The 21,204-nt window shown below is 47.1% G+C and carries 13 protein-coding genes; 3 read left to right on the forward strand and 10 right to left on the reverse strand.

The window, feature by feature from the left end:
* Positions 1–125: 125 nt before the first annotated feature.
* From hutI to ftcD, 4 genes are read right to left on the reverse strand one after another with little or no spacing between them, the layout of a single operon-like run.
* On the reverse strand, positions 126–1,355 hold the full coding sequence (gene hutI / locus HPS56_RS08135) for an imidazolonepropionase (RefSeq protein WP_172275649.1): 1,230 nt from the start codon (positions 1,353–1,355) through the stop codon (positions 126–128).
* Positions 1,342–2,838 (reverse strand): histidine ammonia-lyase, encoded by a 1,497-nt coding sequence (gene hutH / locus HPS56_RS08140; protein ID WP_172275650.1) that lies wholly within the window; start codon positions 2,836–2,838, stop codon positions 1,342–1,344. The genes hutI and hutH overlap by 14 nt, the downstream gene beginning before the upstream one ends.
* A gap of 19 nt (positions 2,839–2,857) precedes the next feature.
* The gene (gene hutU, locus HPS56_RS08145; RefSeq protein WP_172275651.1) at positions 2,858–4,879 is read right to left on the reverse strand and encodes a urocanate hydratase; all 2,022 of its coding nucleotides are present in this window, start codon (positions 4,877–4,879) and stop codon (positions 2,858–2,860) included.
* A 12-nt stretch (positions 4,880–4,891) separates the two neighbouring features.
* Entirely contained in the window at positions 4,892–6,595 is a 1,704-nt protein-coding gene (gene ftcD, locus HPS56_RS08150; RefSeq protein WP_172275652.1) for a glutamate formimidoyltransferase, read from the reverse strand.
* Between the two features lie 738 nt (positions 6,596–7,333).
* Here ftcD and HPS56_RS08155 point away from each other — a divergent pair.
* Together HPS56_RS08155 and HPS56_RS08160 are read left to right on the forward strand one after the other, a co-directional pair.
* Positions 7,334–9,307 carry a glycoside hydrolase gene (locus HPS56_RS08155; protein ID WP_172275653.1) on the forward strand — a complete coding sequence of 658 codons (1,974 nt, stop codon included), beginning with the start codon at positions 7,334–7,336 and terminating at the stop codon, positions 9,305–9,307.
* A 19-nt stretch (positions 9,308–9,326) separates the two neighbouring features.
* Positions 9,327–11,795, forward strand: a complete 2,469-nt coding sequence (locus HPS56_RS08160; RefSeq protein ID WP_172275654.1) for a glycosyl hydrolase 115 family protein — start codon at positions 9,327–9,329, stop codon at positions 11,793–11,795.
* Between the two features lie 555 nt (positions 11,796–12,350).
* On the opposite strand, the gene HPS56_RS08165 is transcribed toward HPS56_RS08160, so the two are convergent.
* Together HPS56_RS08165 and HPS56_RS08170 are read right to left on the reverse strand one after the other, a co-directional pair.
* Entirely contained in the window at positions 12,351–13,550 is a 1,200-nt protein-coding gene (locus HPS56_RS08165) for an acyltransferase family protein (protein WP_172275655.1), read from the reverse strand.
* Between the two features lie 130 nt (positions 13,551–13,680).
* Positions 13,681–16,296 carry an alpha-L-arabinofuranosidase family protein gene (locus HPS56_RS08170; protein WP_253952421.1) on the reverse strand — a complete coding sequence of 872 codons (2,616 nt, stop codon included), beginning with the start codon at positions 16,294–16,296 and terminating at the stop codon, positions 13,681–13,683.
* A 134-nt stretch (positions 16,297–16,430) separates the two neighbouring features.
* On the opposite strand from HPS56_RS08170, the gene HPS56_RS08175 reads away from it, so the two are divergent.
* Positions 16,431–16,787, forward strand: a complete 357-nt coding sequence (locus HPS56_RS08175; RefSeq protein ID WP_172275656.1) for an MmcQ/YjbR family DNA-binding protein — start codon at positions 16,431–16,433, stop codon at positions 16,785–16,787.
* 29 nt (positions 16,788–16,816) lie between these two features.
* Here the strand turns inward: HPS56_RS08175 and pflA are convergent, their stop codons facing one another.
* The 4 genes from pflA to HPS56_RS13205 form a co-directional block, all read right to left on the reverse strand.
* Positions 16,817–17,542: a pyruvate formate-lyase-activating protein gene (pflA, locus tag HPS56_RS08180; protein WP_172275668.1), complete on the reverse strand. Its 726-nt coding sequence runs from the start codon at positions 17,540–17,542 to the stop codon at positions 16,817–16,819.
* 10 nt (positions 17,543–17,552) lie between these two features.
* Positions 17,553–19,781, reverse strand: a complete 2,229-nt coding sequence (gene pflB / locus HPS56_RS08185) for a formate C-acetyltransferase (protein WP_172275657.1) — start codon at positions 19,779–19,781, stop codon at positions 17,553–17,555.
* Between the two features lie 201 nt (positions 19,782–19,982).
* Positions 19,983–20,675 carry an SGNH/GDSL hydrolase family protein gene (locus tag HPS56_RS08190; protein WP_172275658.1) on the reverse strand — a complete coding sequence of 231 codons (693 nt, stop codon included), beginning with the start codon at positions 20,673–20,675 and terminating at the stop codon, positions 19,983–19,985.
* Between the two features lie 270 nt (positions 20,676–20,945).
* A partial coding sequence (locus tag HPS56_RS13205; RefSeq protein ID WP_216655778.1) for a hypothetical protein occupies positions 20,946–21,204 on the reverse strand: 259 nt, incomplete at its 5' end.

Raw genomic sequence — 21,204 nt, forward strand, 5'->3', positions numbered from 1 at the left:
AATAGCAAAAAAAAGTCATACTGCAAAATATAAAGTCCAAATATGAATCTCTATCCTTTCAAACATAGTAGCGTATTGCGGAATACCGTACAGCCGCCATCACGGACATACCATCCTTGCAAGAGCTAAATCCATTCTTTCCCTTCGAAAAGCACTTTCTTCACAATTGGAGAAGTATACGCGTATGGAATATAATTGATTGAAGGAATTTGAGATGTAATGATAATATTAGCCCTTTTTCCCATGCCTATCGTGCCATACTCATTGGAAAGCCCCATGGCGTATGCCCCGTTTACCGTAGCGGCGTTTATTGCCTCAACGGGCAACAGCCGCATCTTTATACATGCCAATGACACAGCGAACTTCATGTCTCCGGATGGCGTTGACCCGGGGTTATAATCGCTCGCCACGGCCACTCCCAGCCCGCTGTCTATCATTCCGCGCGCATTGGCATACGGCATGTTCAGGAAGAAAGATGTTCCAGGAAGCACGGTGGGCATGGTTGACGCCCCATTAAGGAAAGCCATCTCGCGGTCGTCCATGCTCTCAAGATGGTCTACCGACAACGCACCGCATCTGACTCCCGCCTCGACGCCACCGGAAGCGGCCAGTTCATCCGCATGTATTTTCGGAACCATTCCCCACTTCTCTCCAGCCTCAAGTATTCGCACAGTATCCGCCGGTGTGAAGAATCCGTCGTCGCAGAACACATCAATGAAATCGGCAAGCCGTTCGCGGCCAACCTCCGGTATCATCTCGCAGACCACCTCATCCACATATTCTTCCTTCGTGTATCCCCTGCCCACGGCATGCGCCCCGAGAAATGTCGGTACCACTCTCAGCGGACACGTCTCGCTGATACGCCTTATCACACGAAGCATCTTCAGCTCATCGTCAATATTAAGGCCATAGCCGCTCTTTATTTCCACACATCCGGTACCCTTGGCCGCAATCTCCCTCACACGACACATAGCCTGGCGGTAAAGCTCATCTTCCGACATATTGTGAAGAAGCTCCGCTGAATTGAGAATACCACCTCCGCGCCGTGCTATCTCGGCATACGACAGACCGTTTATCTTGTCCACAAACTCACCTTCGCGGCTTCCTCCGTAAACGATATGGGTATGCGAGTCACACCATGCCGGAAGCACACATCCGCCTTCGGCATCCGTCACCTCGCATCCTTCATCATTTACAAGGTTATCCATAGTGCCGTATCCGGCAATCCTTCCGTCATCTATCTTAAGATAGGCATCGTAAAGTATTCCCGTTTCGGCCATATCCTTTCCCTGCCGCCTGGTCCGGCCGCTTTCGTCAATGCCTGCCAGAGTATGTATATTCTTAATTATCAGCATATAAACTGTTTTCTCTAAGGAAATCCACCGAACGTGCTATATGCGGATACATCACTTCATCATTTACGATGAAAGGCACATATTTCCTAAACTCGCAAAGTGTCTTCTGTATCACAGGCGATGATTTCAGCGGACGACGGAATTCAAGTGCCTGTGCGGCATTAAACAGTTCAATGGCAAGCACGCGCTCAGTGTTCTGCACCACCTTATATAGCTTTATTGCCGCATTGGCTCCCATGCTCACATGGTCTTCCTGTCCCTGACATGAGGGAATACTGTCTACCGACGACGGTGTGCAAAGCGACTTATTGAGGCTCACTATCGAGGCCGCCGTATATTGCGTTATCATAAAACCACTGTTCACCCCCGGATTGGCTACAAGGAATGACGGCAGGCCGCGCGTACCGGAAACGAGTTTGTATATCCTCCGCTCCGAGATATTGGCCAATTCGCTGAGCCCCATGGCAAGGAAGTCCATTGGAAGAGCTATCGGCTCTCCGTGGAAATTACCTGAAGATATTATAAGGTCTTCATCCGGACACACCGTAGGATTGTCCGTGGCAGAGTTTATCTCTGTATCGATTACCGTCTCCACATATCTGATGGTATCCTTGGCTGCACCGTGCACCTGCGGAACACAACGGAAAGAATACGGATCCTGTACATACGACTTCGGCTTTTCCATAATCTCGCTTCCTTCGAGGAGTGCTTTCATTCGTGCGGCCGTGGCAAGTTGTCCGGCATGCGGACGCACACGGTGAACAGCCTCGGTGAACGGCTCGACAAGTCCGCAGTAAGCATCAAGCGACATTGCGGCAATCATGTCTGCCCAACCGCTCAGCCTATGGGCATGAAGCAGTGCCCATACGGCAAAGGCCCCCATATTCTGTGTGCCGTTCAGCAGCGCAAGTCCTTCTTTTGAGGCAAGCTGGATTGGCTTCCATCCGTTTTTACGCAGAGCTTCGGCACCGGTCATCACCTTGCCTTTGTATTCCACTTCTCCAAGACCGACAAGTGGCAGACAAAGATGGGCCAGGGGCACAAGGTCACCGGAGGCACCAAGAGAGCCTTGCATATATACAACAGGATAAACATCATTGTTGAAGAAATCGACCAACCGTTCAACTGTATCAAGCTTACAGCCTGAATATCCGTAACTTAACGACTGTATCTTCAACAAAAGCATTATCTTTACAATCTCGTTCGGCACACGGTCGCCCGTGCCGCAGGCATGAGACATCATAAGGTTTATCTGCAATTGGGCAAGATAGTCGCCGCCTATAGACACGTTGCAAAGCGAACCGAAACCGGTGGTCACTCCATATATAGGCGCACCGTTCTCAGATATCTTCTTGTCCAGATACTCACGGCAACGCTCTATCCTCCTACGTGCGTCATCGCCCAACGACAACTTTATCCCTTTCTCCAATATCTCACCTATGCGTTCGATGGTAAGATGGCCTGATGATATTTCATGAATCATGACAGTTTTTTGTTTTCTTTTAGTCTATAAATATATTGTCGAGTATATTGTCATCAACCACATTAGGCATGGTAACCACCAGTCCTTCCGAGCGTTGCATCTCACGCTCTATAGCTTTCATAGAACCGCTGTTCCTTGCCCAGCTACGGCGCGCTATTCCATTGTTGACATCCCAAAACAGCATTTCCGTGATATGCCTCCGGCTGTCTTCCGAGCCGTCTATCACCATTCCGAAACCTCCGTTCATCACTTCTCCCCAGCCTACGCCTCCACCGTTATGAAGCGACACCCATGTAGCTCCGCGAAAGGCGTCGCCTATTACATTCTGCACCGCCATGTCTGCACAGAACCGCGAACCGTCATAGATGTTGCTCGTCTCGCGGAACGGAGAGTCGGTGCCGGAAACATCGTGATGGTCGCGGCCGAGAACAACCGGACGGGTTATCTCACCGCGCTTTATCGCATCATTGAAAGCAAGTGCGATTTTTGCGCGTCCCTCTGCATCGGCATAAAGGATACGTGCCTGAGAGCCTACCACAAGACGGTTGCGGCCGGCCTCACGTATCCAGTGGATATTGTCGTCGAGCTGATGGATAATGTCTTCAGGCGCATGACTGCGGATCTCCTCAAGAACTTCTGTCGCAATGCGGTCGGTTGCGGCAAGATCTTCTGGAGTGCCCGAAGTGCATACCCACCGGAACGGCCCGAAACCGTAGTCAAAGAATTTCGGTCCCATAATATCCTGGACGTATGACGGATAACGGAACCGTCCGCCACTCATTATGTCGGCCCCGGCTCTCTCGCTCTGCAGAAGGAATGCATTTCCATAATCGAAGAAATACATGCCTCGCCCAGCCAGGACATTGATTGCCGCCACCTGTCTACGCAACGATGCCTGCACACGCTCACGGAACGCCTCAGGCTCGTCGGCCATCATGCGTTTCGATTCCTCCAAGGTCATGCCAGCCGGATAGTATCCTCCAGCCCAAGGATTGTGAAGGGATGTCTGGTCACTACCCAAATCCACATTTATATTCTCTTGGGCAAGGCGCTCCCAAAGGTCAACAACATTGCCCACGTATGCAAGCGACACTGTGCGTTTCTCTGTCATATAGCGTCTGACAGCGGGAATAAGCTCGTCAAGATTATGGTGAAGCTCGTCAACCCATCCCTGTGCATGACGCTTTTCGGCTGCAAGCGGATTTATCTCGGCAACAACGCTCACCACCCCGGCTATGTTTCCGGCCTTTGGCTGCGCTCCGGACATGCCGCCGAGACCTGACGACACGAAAAGCATTCCGCTTATGTCACCGGCATCACCGCCTTCGGCCATACGTTTCATGCGTGCGGCGTTAAGCACTGTTATGGTCGTGCCGTGTACGATTCCCTGCGGACCGATATACATATACGAGCCGGCCGTCATCTGTCCGTACTGGCTCACACCGAGGGCATTCATCCTTTCCCAATCATCGGGCTTTGAATAGTTCGGTATAACCATTCCATTCGTAACCACCACACGCGGCGCATTCTTATGCGAAGGAAACAGTCCGAGCGGATGGCCGGAATACATCACAAGCGTCTGCTCGTCGGTCATCTCGCTGAGATATCTCATCGTAAGACGGTATTGCGCCCAATTCTGGAATATGGCTCCGTTGCCGCCATATACGATAAGTTCGTGGGGATGTTGGGCCACAGCCGGGTCGAGATTGTTCTGAATCATCAGCATTATGGCCGCAGCCTGACGCGAACGGTGGGGATACTCGTCAATCGGACGGGCATACATTTTATAGCGCGGACGAAAACGGTACATATATATACGTCCGTACTTTCCAAGTTCCTCGGCAAACTCCGGTGCAAGCACGGCATGGAAACTCTTTGGAAAATATCTCAGCGCATTACGCAATGCAAGGCGCTTCTGTTCCGCAGTTAGTATGTCCTTGCGCCTCGGCGCGTGGTTTATGTCATTGTCGTATGGCATAGGTTCCGGCAAAACGTCCGGTATGCCCATGCGTATTTCTGATGCAAAATCTTCTTTTGTCATATCGTTGATTCTTTAATTTATCATTCTGTTCACCTTCTCCACAATCTCCGCCTCGGCCTTCACGGCCTCGGCAATGATGGCATCAGCCTCGGCAACAAGGGAAGCGGCAACCTCGCGGTCTTTCAGCGATGCGGCGTTTATCTTCACATTCATACCGGCCCCAAGCACCGCGGCACGGGCAGCCAAAGCCCCCACTCCTGCATCCGACACACTGTTTGGATTGCCATACTCCACCATGGCACGGCTTATCTCAAACACCTTTACAGCACAACGCATGGTAGACAACGGCACACGGGCCGCAAAAAGCGTGGCACTCTGTATAGCTTCCGAACGCTTACGCTTCTCCTCTTCCGTAGACTTCGGCATTCCATAAGCATTCATTATCATATTGAAGGCAGAAGTGTCCTCGTCTACAAGATGAAGAAGCTCCTCTTCTATGGCACATCCCTTCTCCGCCCAAACGCAGAACTCTTCCCAACGGTCGTCCCATCCCGGCTTATGTCCAGAGAGGTTGGCAACCATAGCCGTGAGCGATGCACCGAGAGCTCCCATATAGGCCGATACAGAGCCACCGCCAGGAGCGGGCGATTCGCGCAGTGTCTCATCGGCAAAACCTTTCACCGTGAGATTCACAAGACGTCCGGTCTCCGCACCCGTGCGCGACACCATGTATTCTATAACCTTTTCCTGCGGGTTGAAGGGTTTCAGGTCGTCAAGTCCCATCGACTTCACCGCAATGTTTATTATATCCTTCTTGGGTATGCCCGTTGAGCGGTGCTGTTTACGAAGAAAATACTTTCCGGCATCCAACAGTGTCCTTTCCGGCATCAGACCGACAATTTCAGTGCCGGTGACTCTCACTCCGCGACACCCCGCCGCACGGCACACTTCATCAAAGGCCATATAAAGCGGAGTAGTGTTTATATCGGTGATATTCATCGAAACCTGAGCGATGCCATACTCCTCGATATACCATCCTATGGCCTTTGTTGCCTTAAGCGTACCGGGAATCATCACGGTATTTCCATCACTGTCTACCACCGGTTTTCCCGTTATAGGATTGCCTTCGCGCTTCGGACGCCCTTTCTCCCTGACGTCAAAAGCAATTGCATTGGCGCGGCGCGTAGACGTGGTGTTGAGATTGAAGTTCACAGCTATCAGGAAGTCTCTCGCACCTACCGCCGTACACCCCGTACGTGCCATTTTCTCGTCATACTGCCGTGCCCCGTAATCAGGCGCAAGCCCCGGCACCGATGTCTTGTGTGGCAACGCCTCATATTCGCCCTCGCGGCAAACGGCAAGATTTTTGCGCTCCGGCTGCAGTGCGGCAGCCTCGTAACAATAACACGGTATGCCAAGCTCATCGGCAATACGCCTTGCCAGAGCACGTGAAAGCTCGGCACATTCCTCCAAAGTGATATTACTGACAGGAACAAGCGGAAGTACGTCCGTAGCTCCCATACGGGGATGCGCCCCATGATGAAAACGCATGTCTATCACCTCGCCAGCTGTCTTCACTCCACGGAAAGCAGCCTCGACAACAGCGGCCGGCTCACCGGCAAAAGTCACAACAGTACGGTTGGTTGCCTCACCGGCATCAACATCAAGAAGAGTTATTCCCTCAACACTCTCAATGGAATCGGTTATTAGCTTTATCTTGGATTTATCGCGGCCTTCACTGAAATTTGGCACACACTCTACAATTTGTTTTTTCATACAAAGAATTTAAGTTGATTATTATGTTGCAAATATACAAAACTTTCCTAAACACACAAAATTTAAGTTTAAAAAGAACACGCATATATTCCACTGAAGAAACTGTGAAAGCAACCGGACGACACAACCATTTCCTGAAGACGACAAACTGAAATCAAGATGATGTAAACCAATATGAGAATAAAACTGAAACATGCCAGCCGATTCCTGTAAACGGCACACCGTCAGACCGCAAAGAGCCAGTCCGCAAACCTTCCGACTGTAGTCAGACGTGTTTCCGACTTAAGTCAGACACCCTTCCGACTTAAGTCAGAAAGCTTTCCGACTTAAGTCGGAAAGTAAGGGAATGGCCGTTTCCCGGTTTGACAAAGGCCTGTCTGTACATTATAAACAGTATAAAAATACAAAGACATATTAGTTCATCAACTTCCTGAGGTCTTTGTCATACCGGGCGGAACGATACAAATCCGCTGCCCCAACATCTTCAAAGCCGGTATCATTCAACTTAATAAAGAATCTTACATGCGACCGACCTATACCCTGCGTCTGATGACAGAATAGAGACAATCGTTTCACAAAACCTGCCATTCTCTTTAAAAGACCGAACCGTTTTTTTACCGCTTAAGATCTGTACAGTCACATCATGAAACAATTATGCAAATATCTGAAACATTCTTTTCTTTATATTCCGTATGCAGTTCTTATCTTTGCAACAAATAATGAATATAAAACAAAGGCATGAAAAAAATCACAATCTTAACACTTCTTCTTTTACTTGGCATACAGTTGTATGCAGAAAACCGCACGGCAAGCATAAGTATAGACAGCCGTATCAAATATCAGCACGTGACGGGATTCGGAGGATTCTCCCCAAGTCCGCAATGGGCATATTGGCTGACCGACACAGAAATGAACAAGCTTTTCGGTAAGAATGACACACAGCTTGGCCTCAATATTGTACGGCTATACATAGCAAACAACAAAAGCGGATGGAGCGCGGGAGTTGCAAACGCAAAGGCAGCAAAGCGAAACGGAGCCTTTATCTTCGCATCACCTTGGTCGCCTCCGGCAGAGTGGAAATCAAACAAGGATGACAGCAACGGCGGTGAGCTGCTCGAGGAACACTACAAAGACTGGGCAAACTTCCTTAACGACTATTATAAATATATGAAAAGTCAGGGTGTCACTATTGACGCCATATCCATACAGAACGAACCGGACTGGAATACCACTTACCAGAGCTGCATCTGGACAGGCGAGAAACTTGCAAGGTTTCTTCGCGAATACGGCCATATCATAGAATGCAAAATCATCGCACCTGAAGCCATTCACTTCACAAAGAGTATGCACGAACCCATACTCAACGACCCGAGAGCATGCGAGCAGCTCGATATCCTCGGAGGTCATTTTTATGGCTGGGACGGCTCTTCATATCCTCTTGCCGCACAGAAAGGCAAGGAGGTGTGGATGACGGAGTTCCTTATCAACGAACGTCAGCAGAATGAAAATAAGAACATAAACTGGAAGGATGACGGCTTCCTCTTCGCACGCAGTATCAACGATGCCATGCTTGCAGACATGAGCGCATGGGTACACTACTCGCTGAAACGCTACTACGGATGCCTGGGAGACGGACAGTATGGCACCGTAAACAACAGCTTCACCAAACGCGGATACATCCTATCGCACTACGCCAAATACGTGTCAGGCTCTACACGGATCAAACACGTGCTCAATGATGCCTACAGCCGGCTCAGTTCTTCCGCCTACCTGTCTGTGACAGGCGACAGTGTGGTTGTGATGGTGATAAATCCTTCCGCCGACACTTACAGCACAACAATCTCACTTCCTTTCAACACAATGAAAGGAAACCGTATTTCAACAACAGAATCGCTAAACGCGAAGAAGTCGGACATTACCGTCGGAGACGAGACCTGCACGCCCGAAGTAAACGTAGAGCCTTACAGTGTGAACACATATATTTTCATCAAAAGCAGCGAACGTGACGACTGGCCGGATGACGGTGACAACAATACAGGTATCACTGTCTTTACAGACCAATTCGACCTCTATGGCGCATCGTGTATTCCGGACGGATGGCGTTCGAAGTCGGAGGAGGGCATACGCAAAGCCGGCAACTACAGCCTCGGGCCTCGCATCATGGGATTCTCTCCGGAAGGCGCAATGAAATATGCTTTCTATTTCCGCACTGGGACAAACGGTGACGGATATGTATGCTACGGTGAGGAAACAGACTTCCGTATGAATCTCGAAGCCGGCAAATACACACTGTCCTACTCTACTGTGGGATGGAAGGCCACTCCTGCCGTGACAGCAGCCATACAGAAACTCACAGGCACAAATATAAAGACACTGGATTCAAGACCCAAACACTTTGTCTCTGAAAACGGATCTGCATCACGCATCACTAATACTACAGACTTCAACCTCGACTTTGAGGTTGAGACAGCAGGCAACTATATTCTCAAATGGACGGTAGGAAAGTCTGCAGGAGGCTACAACGAGGCACTTGTCGGCAATATAAGACTTGTACGCCACAACGAAGACACTGATATTACAATCCTTCCATACACAGACAAAAAGGATATAAAAGCCATATACAACCTTCAAGGCCGGAGGCTCCGGCATTTGCAGAAAGGCATCAACATCGTGACGTATGCCGACGGCACTGCCTCAAAAGTATTCAAATAACAACCTCATACCCTAAAAAATGACAAGATTGCTTTTTATACTCAGCACTCTGTTCTGCCATCACTTGGCAAATGCGGCAGAGAAGTTCGTATCGTTTACCAAAACCACCGATACACAATGGGAACTTACCCAACACCAAGATACCATAATATATGGCAGCGATGAATGGGAAGGGGTGAAAATTGCAGTACGTAATCTGCGCAACGACCTCAAGGCTGTGACAGGAAGCGGCAATGCCCCCATCGTTGTGGCCACAGTGGGAAAAGACAAGATTGCCAAACAGTTCAAGGCACAGGCAAAAAAGCTGAAGGGCAAATGGGAACAATATCTTATATTCACGGAAAACAACCGGTTGGTAATTCTTGGCTCTGACAAACGCGGCACCATCTACGGAATCTACGAGTTGTCACGCCAGATTGGTGTTTCTCCCTGGTACTGGATGGCGGACGCTCCTGTTCAGAAGCACAATCATATATACATCGGCAACGGAGTATACACCGACGGTGAGCCTAAAGTGAAATACCGTGGCATATTCATAAATGACGAATGGCCATCGTTCGGCACATGGTGCATAAATCAGTTTGGAGGCATCAACTCAAAGGCATACAGCAGGATATTCGAACTGCTGCTGCGTCTGAAAGCCAACTACTTATGGCCGGCCATGTGGGCAAGTGCCTTCAATGAGGATGACACTCTTTCCCCTAAAGTGGCCGACGAGATGGGCATCGTGATGGGTACATCACACCACGAGCCAATGATGCGCGCTCACAAAGAATACACCTCACGCCGCGGAGAAATAGGCCCTTGGGATTACAAAAATAATCCGGAACGCATCAGCAAGTTCTTCACCGAAGGCATAAAACGCTCCCAGGACAAAGAGAATATCATAACCATCGGCATGCGTGGCGACGGTGACACAGCAATGGGAGAAGGAGATGACAGCGACAACATAAGGACACTTGGCGATGTGATTGAATGCCAGCGCGACATAATCAGTAAGGTATATGGAAAGCCTGCAAGCAAAGTACCTCAACTTTGGGCAATATTCACCGAGGTTCAACGCTATTATGACGCGGGCTTCACAGTGCCGGATGACGTCACCCTGCTTTTCTGTGACAACAATTGGGGATATATCCGAAGAATGGGAGGTGACAGGGAACGTAAGCGTAAAGGAGGCATGGGCATGTACTATCATATAGACATGAACGGCGGCCCATGGAACGACAGATGGGTAAACACTACAACAATACCCAAACTTCGCGAACAGCTCAATCTGGCATACCAATCCGGAATAGACAGGATATGGATTGTCAACGTGGGCGACCTTAAGCCAAAGGAGATACCTATTGATTTCATCATGAAATACGCCTGGAATCCTAATGCCATAAAGCCTGGTGACGAACAGGCTTATCTCGAGGATTTTGCAGAGAGCGTCTTCGGCAGGGAAAACGCCACGGAAATAGCAGACATCATCGGCAAATACAGCAAGTACAATCTATGGAGAAAGCCTGAGGTGCAATATCCGGGAATATTCAACAAGGAAGAAATGCTGCGTACAAGCGCAATATGGCAGTCACTGGTAATTCGCTGCGAGAACCTGAAGGCCGCACTGCCGGCAGAAATGCAGGATGCTTTCTTTCAGCTTGTATACTATCCTGTGGTCGGCAGCGCCGGTGTGGCTCAGATCTACAACTATGCCACTTTGGGTGATTCGATTTCAATAGAGGCACTGATGCAAAAAGACCGGCGTCTTACAGAATATTACAACAAAGAACTGGCCGGAGGCAAGTGGAACGGTATGATGCTCGACAACCACATAGGATACACAAAATGGGAAATACCAAAGAAAAACGCCAACCCTATGACACTCGGATTCAAGGTGGACAACAACATATCATCAACACCAACCAATGAATATTCTATTCCGGCCTACGAATATAAGAATAAAACTGACGGCAAGGACGCACGATGGATTTTCCTTCCCGATCTCGGCCGGGGAAAGGGATGCATGGGAATTGACAATGTAACGGCAAAGAGCGACATCTCAGGTAACGGTGCCACGATGGAATATGAAATAGACATGACCGGCAGACAAATTGCCGTCGGGATACTTCCGACCCAGGACATCCACCCTGAGCGCGGTCTTCGTTTAGGTGTAAGGATTGACGATAAGCCGATGCAGATTATAGATGCCCGGCAAGGACTACATGATGAGTTTCAGGAATACACTAAGAAAAACCTTGCCGTTTCGAAGGTGTTGAAACCTCTCCCCGCTCCCAACAACCTGCTGTTGGGCGGATGGATGAACGGAAGAAAACTGCCCCGCCGCAATGAGGTGTTTGACAATATCCGTTGGCTATCCGTCAATTTAGATGCCTCGCCGGGAAAACACGTCCTGCGTATCATAATGATTGATCCGGAGATTGTGGTCGAACAGATTGTGGTGAATCCGGATAACAATCACTACAGCTACTTTGGAAATCCATAAAAACAGCCGGTGAAGACTGCAAGAAATCGTTTGATTTCATCCTACCTTTTCTCGCCATGGTAATATTCAAGCAAGCTTAACATTGCTCATTTGGCTTATCGAAAGCGTCACTATATGTTGCATTCATCCGACTCCCCAAAGGAGAGAAAAACGAAAGGTATGTGAAAGCATAAGGTGGCTATGCAGGACTCTACCCAAAGTAGGGACGTGCCTTTGGCATGTGTCTGGCGGGAACCTCCTTCCAATGAATTGGACAGAAAACCATATAGAAAGATATGATTAAGGCCTGCAATGCAGATGTAAACATGCCTAATATGTAATGAAAATTCGCAACGTATTTTCACATCATCTCCTTCAAGTCCAACAAACTTGATAATCAACTGATATAGAACACGTTAGCATTTATCAAAAATATGCCCAAAATGAATGGCCTATTCATTAATGGTGAATAGGCCATTCACGGCCGATGAACAGGCCATTCATTGAACATAAACAGGCCATTCATCGGAAGAGAAATTTACATATACCGAAATGTGTAAATTGATTTCAAAAAAATCATACAACAGGATTTTGGTGGGACGATTCTACCCCACCTGATTTGAAACAACGCTTTCTGAGCCACTCGCGAACAGGCATGTCGTAAAGCCTATAAGACGCGTAAGCAACAAAAACGGCAAGAAAGAATATTCCCACTGCCACAGATATATGTGTGGCAAGCGGTGCATCCTTATTGTTATCGGCCCATGCCATGTGTGCATATATAAACGGATAGTGGGTGATGTATATAGGATAGGAAATGTCACCGAGAAACTTATTGAATGTTTCCGATTTTCCTCCTCTTACACTGCTGCCGGCCCCCATCATCACTATGACAGGGAATAGAAAAATGATACACGCCGCCTCGTAGAGGCCGTTTGTCCAGCGGCTATTGCCTTCCGTTCCAATTCCCATCCATGGCATGCAAAGCAATATGGCAATCATTAAAGAGCACCACCAAAAGCCACCCCTTACCTTTATCCTAAGATTCAGACGAGAGACAAGCAACCCGCAGAAAAACGGATAAAGAAGCCTGGTGATACCAACCTGCAACTGACCAGGAGTAAGGCTCCATCCGCCCATCACCGTATAAGAAGCGTAGTCGCGTGAAGCGAGAAGTCCCGTCACATCTATGTTTAGACACAAGACAACCGTCATTGCCGCAAAAATCGCCACAAAGACGGAAAGCGACACCTTGGACAGATGACGAAATACGAACGCATAAAGAATATTTGCCAGGTATTCCCACTGCAATGACCATGCCGGACCATTAAGCGGATTGGTTTCCGACCATCCGCGGATATCCATCGAAGTCGGCATCGGTATCATCGTAAATGCCCAAAACATTACAGCCAATACCATATACCATGGTGTGTCGCCAATTACGGGAAACGCCCCGCAACTTCCAAAATAGAACATAAGCGCTCCAAAAAGTGAGCCGAAGATTACCATTGGATGAAGTCTGATAAGACGGCGCTTTACGAAACTCCTGACCGACATGCGATCCCAGCGGTCATCGTATGCATAACCGATTACAAAGCCTGACAACATAAAAAAGAAATCAACGGCAAGATAGCCATGGTTTACCGGCTGGTCAGGGCCACAATGATAGTACGTCTCAAACAGATGAAAGGCTACGACAAACATAGCCGCCACCCCACGCAGTCCGTCAAGAATCTCGTAGCGCGGCTTGGATGGAAGATAAACATTATTATTCATTTTGAATGAATCCTTATTTTAAATCATGTTTTCAATAAATATGGAACATAAAAATCCTGAAAGCCATTCTGCTTTCAGGATTTTTACCTTATTCGCTAAATAAGCTGCAAGAACTTATCCTTTCCGCCGGCTACATCTGTATAACGCGGAATGAATACGGAGGCAGGGTGATATGGAACTTTCCTCCCAAATCCACCTTATATTCACCCGTGTGGGGCTTAAGGGAAACCTGTCCGGGCTTGCCGCTTATACCTTCATACCTCATACGCGAGACGTATGGAAGATTCTTTGCGTCGATATCAAGACTAAGCTCGACAGGCAATACATTCACAACCTTCAGGAACACCTTACCCCATTTGTCCATAACCACGCTTGCAGCTATACGGTTGACGGCAAGCGTGTCGGAATTGCCGGAAGCCGGCTTTAATGAAGATGTGATATATTTATTACCGTAATAAGTAGAGAACAGCCTCTGTGTCTGATAGCTCGGTGTGAGTGTTATATTGCCGTTATCAAAGTATATCATATCAGGACTCCAGTTGCTGTGACCGTTCTTTGAAAGCAGAGGAGCGTATGATGTCATTTCCACTACATCGGCATTGCGCTCGATATTGCACAGATAAAATGCCTCGGCAAGCGCGCAGTCAAGCCCGCCCTTGCCCGTACGTGCAGCATATTCGCCAAGATATACTTTCGGTGCTTTCCTGTCGTAATTGTCATAATAGCGGGCATTGTTGAGGAACCATCCTACACTTTCATAGTAATGCTCGTCCACCATATCTATCACATTCCTGTTTTCATTGGCAAACTTCCATCCCTCGATATAGTCAGACGACGGTGCATGGAACGGACCGACAGTACCGCAAACGGTTATCTCAGGATAACGTTCCTTTATGGCCTTGCATATCATGAGACAACGCTCCTCAAACACAGTTGATATTATATCCTCGTTGCCTATACCAATATACTTAAGGTTGAAAGGAGCCGGATGGCCGGCATCCGCACGCATCCTTGCCCATTTGCTCGTGGCAGGATCACCGTTGGCCCATTCTATCATATTCAGTATCTCTTCGATATAAGCCGGCATGTCTTCCATGGGAATACCACCCTGCTGACCGCCATAACCATCACTGTCTGCACCGGAATTCTGACAAGGCACACCTGCGGCAAGAACTGGCAGCGGCTCGGCCTGTATATCCTCGCAGAACTGGAAATACTCGTAGAATCCGAGTCCGCGTGTCTGATGGTAACGCCAGATATTTCTGTCCGGCACACGATCGTAAAGAGGCCCTACGGTGTGATTCCAATGATATATGTTTCCAAGTCCGTCGCCATGGCTCATGCATCCTCCGGGAAAACGGATGAATTTCGGATGCAGGTCTGCAATTGTCTGGGCAAGGTCTTTGCGCAGACCGTTCTTGCGCCCATTGAACGTATCCTGAGGGAAAAGACTTATCATGTCAAGGTGTGCCTCGTCATCTTTCAATGCAACAACGGCCAGCTCTGCCTTCTCTGCATCCTCAGAAGCGGTAAGGACGGCATCATATTTTGTCCATTCCGAAGTCTTACCCTGCTTTACAGTCACAGTGGCTGAAGCTATTTCACGTCCGTTGTCTACAAGCTTAACTATAAAACGCTTGCCTTTTCCCTGTGCCATCCGGACATAGAAAGAGAAATCGTATTTCGCTCCTTTCATTACCCTTATTCCATCCCATCCGGAATTATAAAGCGTATCGGAAGTGACTGCCACATAATGAGGATTATTCTTACTTATAGGATTATCGGTAAGAACATTTATTTTACCTGAAGCGGCACGCCATGAAGTGGTGGCATTCCATTCGCCACGGTCGGAAGAGGAATACTCAAAGTCGCGGTTCTGAACAAGTTCGGCATACAGACCGCCATCGGCTGCATAGCTTATATCCTCAAAAAACACACCGACAAGCTTATCGCTTATATCCTTCATTTTCTTTCCTTCTATGGTAAGAGTTGCGGGATATGGCTTTCCTCCAAGAAATGCAAATCGCGACGCATCATCCTTAAGATTCTCCGCACTCTTGCGCCCGTTGACAGAAAGATTTGCAAAATAACGGTCCAGACCGTCAACGAAAGCACTGTCTGCAGCCCATTTGAATCCGGCAAACCGCTTGCCGCCAATCTCTACGGTATCTCTCTTAACGTCCGCTTTCTCATATTCCTGAGATGTTGCGGCAACATCAGGAGTGAAATGCCTGAAACGTGCATCAGTGGCGGTTTTCCTCACCTTCCCGTCTTTTGTCTTGAACAACACCGTATAGGCATTGTCTGAATCGCAGCGTATCACCGGAGCCAGACAACCGCGCACAGACATCTTTGGATAGTCCTGAGGCCTCCATGTAACCATATCGTCAGAAAAAGCCACGGCAAAACACGGTGCACTGTCGTTTACCGAAAATACTGCGGCATAGCCTCCGGATGAAAGACGTGTGATAAAGGGAGTATACATCTTCTTATCCGACCCCCAACGGGCATAGTCTGATGAGAAAAGCTGTCCTAAGTTTACCGCGGTTCCATCTGATGTGATCTTTGCCACATGAAATCCGGACCTGTCTCCGGGACTATAAAGAAAAACCTGCGGGGAAACCTTTTCCACATTGACAACCGATGTCCTGGCTTTCCTTGCCTGTCTCTTAATCTTGGCTTCCGCCTGAATGCCTACAGAAAGGGAAAGTGCCAAGAGCACTGATAAATTTCCTTTGAAACTCATTGTTATATTTTTTTAGATAGATTATAATCTGTTTGCTTCCGCAAAGATACGGATAAAAAGACAAATTACAAAACAAAGACATAAGATTTAAGGACATAAGTACAATATACAACAGGTGTTTACGTTATGAAGACATGAATATTGAAAAAGCACGTGAATACTGCCTCGGCAAGAAAGGATGTGAAGAGACTTTCCCGTTTGACACACAAACACTGGTGTTTAAAGTAATGGGAAAGATTTTCGCAGTACTGTCATTGGATAATCCTGATATAATAATATTGAAATGCGATGCGGAATATGCGTCCGAGCTGCGCGAAACATATAATGCTATAGAACCGGCATTCCATTTCAACAAAAAGTATTGGAACCAGATTCGGTTCAATGCCGATGCGAATGACGAACTTATATTCAGTCTCATCGACCATTCGCTTGAAGAGGTCGTAAGTAAATTCACACGCAAAATGAAAGAAGAGTATATGGCTCTGAAGTGACGGATGTTTCAGATATCGTGGCCGTCAACCTAATTAACGACCACAATACTGAAATATTCACGGAACAGCATCTCTGCCCTTTCAAGTTGCTCTTTCGTGTTTTCTTTCACCTCCTTAAGGCTATACTCAAGCCCCATCGCCTCATACTTATGCACTCCAAGACGATGGTAAGGCAATATCTCAACACGCCTGATATTCTTATAGTCCCCGATACTACGGCCGAGATTCCGTATATCATCCTCACCGTCACTGTATCCCGGCACAAGAACATAACGTATCCAAAAGGGTCTGCCGTTTTCCTCAAGCCATGCCGCCGTACGCAATGTCTGCGCGTTGGTGTGCCCCGTAAGAGCTTTATGACGTGACTCATCAAACTGCTTTATGTCTAACAGCACAAGGTCTGTAAGACCAAACAGTTCTTCTGTCTGACGGTTCCATACTCCACCGTTCGTATCAAGACAAATATGTATTCCGGCCGTCTTCAGTCTTCGGAACAACGGTATCAGGCTATCCGCCTGCAAAGTAGGCTCACCACCGGAAAACGTAATGCCACCCTTACTTCCGAAAAACGGTTTCTGGCTAACTGCCATATCCAGAATCTCATCAGGAGATGTAAGCTTGCCTCCGGTTAAAGATATTGTATCAGGATTGGCACAATAAAGACAACGGAACGGACATCCCTGAAGAAATACGACGAGCCGAAGCCCCGGCCCGTCGTATGTTCCCATTGATTCGTATGAGTGTACACGTATCATATCTTGCATATTACATTCTTTCGTGGAAACTTCTGCTGATAACCTCAAGCTGATGCTCGCGGCTAAGCTTTATAAAGTTAACGGCATAGCCTGACACACGGATTGTAAGCTGAGGATATTTCTCAGGATGCTCCATAGCATCTTCCAGCATCTCACGGTTCAGAACATTTACATTGAGATGATGTGCTCCCTTGGTAAAGTAACCGTCCACCATGGTAACAAGGTTTTCGATACGCTCCTCATCTGTAGGTCCGAGCGACTTCGGCACAATAGAGAATGTATTGCTGATACCGTCCTGTGAGTCACGATAACGAAGTTTTGCCACGGAACTCAAGGATGCGATAGCACCGTTCTTGTCACGGCCGTGCATAGGATTGGCACCCGGGGCAAAAGGAACGCCCTTGGCACGCCCGTCAGGCGTGGCTCCGGTTTTCTTACCATACATCACATTAGAAGTTATTGTAAGCAACGACAATGTAGGACGGGCATTTTTATATACAGGCAGTTTCTTAAGTTCCTCACTGAAATAATACACCAGATCAACGCCAAGATGGTCGACACGGTCATCATTGTTTCCGAAACAAGGGAACTCTCCCTCAATATCAAAACCTTCCGTAAGACCGATATCATTGCGGCGTGCGGTAACCTTGGCATTCTTGATGGCAGACAAGGAGTCAATGGCAATAGACAGTCCGGCAACACCATAGGCAAGGTTTATACGAGGATTGGTATCAACAAAAGCCATCTGGGCTTTCTCATAATAATACTTGTCATGCATATAATGTATTATGTTCATCGCCTCATTATATACACGGGCTATTTCAGTGAGCACCTTCTTATAGTTACTCATCACTTCCTCAAACTTCAACGTATCGCTCGTAAGCACGGGAATACCCTTAACCATAACCGTTCCTGTGTTCTCACAGCGTCCGCCGTTAATGGCCAGCAACAACGCCTTGGCAAGGTTTGCACGCGCACCGAAGAACTGTATCTGCTTACCGATGGCCTGATACGAAACACAACATGCTATGCCGTAATCGTCACAGTTGCGGACCTCGCGCATCAGGTTGTCGTTCTCATATTGAATGGAACTTGTGTCTACTGAAACTTTTGCACAGAAATCCTTAAATCCTTGTGGAAGTTCCGGACTCCACAGAACTGTCATGTTCGGTTCTGGAGACGGACCTAAATTATATAATGTCTGAAGGAACCTGAATGATGTTTTCGTAACCTTGACACGTCCGTCATTGAAACGTCCGCCAATAGCCTCGGTCACCCATGTCGGATCACCGGCAAAGATATCGTTGTATGACTGCATGCGTAAGTGGCGTATCATACGGAGCTTTATCACAAACTGGTCGATAAGCTCCTGTGCATAAGTCTCATTTATCAACCCGTGAGCCAAGTCATACTCAATGAAAATATCAAGGAATGATGAAACATTGCCAAGAGACATTGCGGCACCGTCCTGCTCTTTCACAGCGGCAAGATAGGCCATATATACCCACTGGACAGCTTCGTGCGCCGATGTTGCCGGACGACTCAGATCCAATCCGTAATACTCACCCATCACCTTTATTTCCTTCAATGCCTTAATCTGCTCCGCCACCTCCTCACGAAGCCGTATACGCGATTCGGTCATAGGACCTGTAAGATTAAGCATATCCTCCTGTTTTGCCTCTATTATACGGTCGACACCATAAAGAGCAAGCCTTCGGTAGTCACCGATGATACGTCCGCGGGCATAGTTATCGGGAAGCCCGGTAAGGAAACCAAGCGAACGGAAAGAACGTATCTCTGGAGTGTAAACATCAAACACACCGTCATTATGTGTCTTACGATAGTGCGTGAAAATATCTTTCACCTTATCATCTACCTCAACACCATTTTCACGACAAGCCTTTGCCACCACATTTATTCCTCCGAAAGGCTTTATGGCACGCTTCAGCAGCTCATCGGTCTGCAATCCTACAATAAGTTCATTTTCTTTGTCGATGTATCCTGCCTGATGTGAGGTAATGGTGGAAACGGTCTTATGGTCCAACGATCTTACACCGTTGTTGTTTCGCTCTTCCTCCAATGCCTTTAAACAGATATCCCAAATACGTTTTGTACGTTCAGTCGGGCCTTGAAGAAAAGACGCGTCTCCAGTATAGGGAGCAATGTTTCTACTTACAAAATCACTTACATTGATTTCTTTACTCCAAAGTCCGTCAATAAAATTTTTGTTTAATTCCATAAAATAAAAAGTATTCTTTTGAAGATATATCTTAGAGCGTGCAAAATTATGAAAAAAAATCATAAAACCGGCATCTTCTGCATACTTTTTATTTCTAACACATTTCCATAACGTATTATGAAAGAATGCCATAAAAAACAATCTGTGTGAAGCATTCACTTCAGACATGCTCCACACAGATTATTATAATATAATAAATTACTAAGGCAATCTGTTTTCCTGAAACATTACAGCAGCAACCTGAGAGGCGATCTGCTTCATCCCCTTCACAGTAGGATGTCCGCTACGCTTGTCTATATTCTTTAAATTAATGCACTTTACAGCATAATGCTCACATATTTCTCTACATGAAACCGTAATATCCTTTGACAGTCCGTCATTAAGAATGAAATAAATATCCACATTAGGATAGCGTTTCTTTACATTACTCAACATATAAGCCATTGCAGGACGAAAAGAATATAAATCGGACGAAGTCCAACCTGAATATTTGTATTCACCAACCGGTGAACCGGCCCAACTGTCATTCGTCGCACCAAAAATAAGCAGGATGTCTGGTGAGCCAAGCATATTAAGACGAGTACAGAAAGACCTGTCACTATAATCTTCTTTCTTATAACCTGTATTACAAATTGTCGCACCCGAAAATGAATTGTTTACACACAAACGCAAACCATTATTCTTTATCAACAGATGCCACCATGTCTGACAGACATCGTTGACATCAGTACGCTCCACAACATCTTCACTATACCACACATAATTCGTATCAGGAACAACGTATGATTTAAATGTACTGTAGGAATCTCCCAATACTGATACACTCTTACGGTACTGACCGCAGACAGAAGTCACTGCAAGCAACAGTAACATACACATTTTTAATCTTTTCATACTCAAACAATAACTATTCGTCAGTACAAAGATAATACATTTACAACAAAAGACATATATCAACAATATATTTTTTGACACATTCACATAAACATCATCAATAAAGCCTCAGACAATGCCGCGATTATACTGCCTAAGCAACGCCTGTAATAAATAGCTAAAGTATTACTCACCCCTCCATTCTTGGCATATAAATAAAATATATCATATATATGTCCGGATACTGTAACAGTTAATATACTACACTGCAAAATCAAATAATAAACACCTTTACAATGCCACAAATATCCGTCCCAACACTCCTGCGTCCAAGCCCCCAATACCCAAAGTAGACACGTGCCTTTGCACATGCCAGACAGCCCCTCCAACTCCCCGAAGGGGAGAGAAAGGATGGGTATGTGGAATATTCCGAATCTGCAATGGTATAAATGTACCATGGTTTGTATAATATGTGCCATCATTCATTGAAGGGGCGGAGGCCCCCCACATGAGCATCCCACAAGTAGGGACGTGCCTTTGGCACGTGTCA

This window comes from Xylanibacter muris, assembly GCF_013166605.1.
GTDB lineage: Bacteria > Bacteroidota > Bacteroidia > Bacteroidales > Bacteroidaceae > Prevotella > Prevotella muris.

Bases quoted from the DNA above. Each gene is read 5' to 3' on its own strand.
- HPS56_RS08165 (WP_172275655.1), bottom strand. From the start codon at position 13,550: ATGAATAATAATGTTTATCTTCCATCCAAGCCGCGCTACGAGATTCTT.
- pflA (WP_172275668.1), bottom strand. From the start codon at position 17,542: ATGATACGTGTACACTCATACGAATCAATGGGAACATACGACGGGCCG.
- HPS56_RS08160 (WP_172275654.1), top strand. From the start codon at position 9,327: ATGACAAGATTGCTTTTTATACTCAGCACTCTGTTCTGCCATCACTTG.
- HPS56_RS08155 (WP_172275653.1), top strand. From the start codon at position 7,334: ATGAAAAAAATCACAATCTTAACACTTCTTCTTTTACTTGGCATACAG.
- hutH (WP_172275650.1), bottom strand. From the start codon at position 2,838: ATGATTCATGAAATATCATCAGGCCATCTTACCATCGAACGCATAGGT.
- pflB (WP_172275657.1), bottom strand. From the start codon at position 19,781: ATGGAATTAAACAAAAATTTTATTGACGGACTTTGGAGTAAAGAAATC.
- hutI (WP_172275649.1), bottom strand. From the start codon at position 1,355: ATGCTGATAATTAAGAATATACATACTCTGGCAGGCATTGACGAAAGC.
- HPS56_RS08170 (WP_253952421.1), bottom strand. From the start codon at position 16,296: ATGAGTTTCAAAGGAAATTTATCAGTGCTCTTGGCACTTTCCCTTTCT.
- hutU (WP_172275651.1), bottom strand. From the start codon at position 4,879: ATGACAAAAGAAGATTTTGCATCAGAAATACGCATGGGCATACCGGAC.
- ftcD (WP_172275652.1), bottom strand. From the start codon at position 6,595: ATGAAAAAACAAATTGTAGAGTGTGTGCCAAATTTCAGTGAAGGCCGC.
- HPS56_RS08175 (WP_172275656.1), top strand. From the start codon at position 16,431: ATGAATATTGAAAAAGCACGTGAATACTGCCTCGGCAAGAAAGGATGT.
- HPS56_RS08190 (WP_172275658.1), bottom strand. From the start codon at position 20,675: ATGAAAAGATTAAAAATGTGTATGTTACTGTTGCTTGCAGTGACTTCT.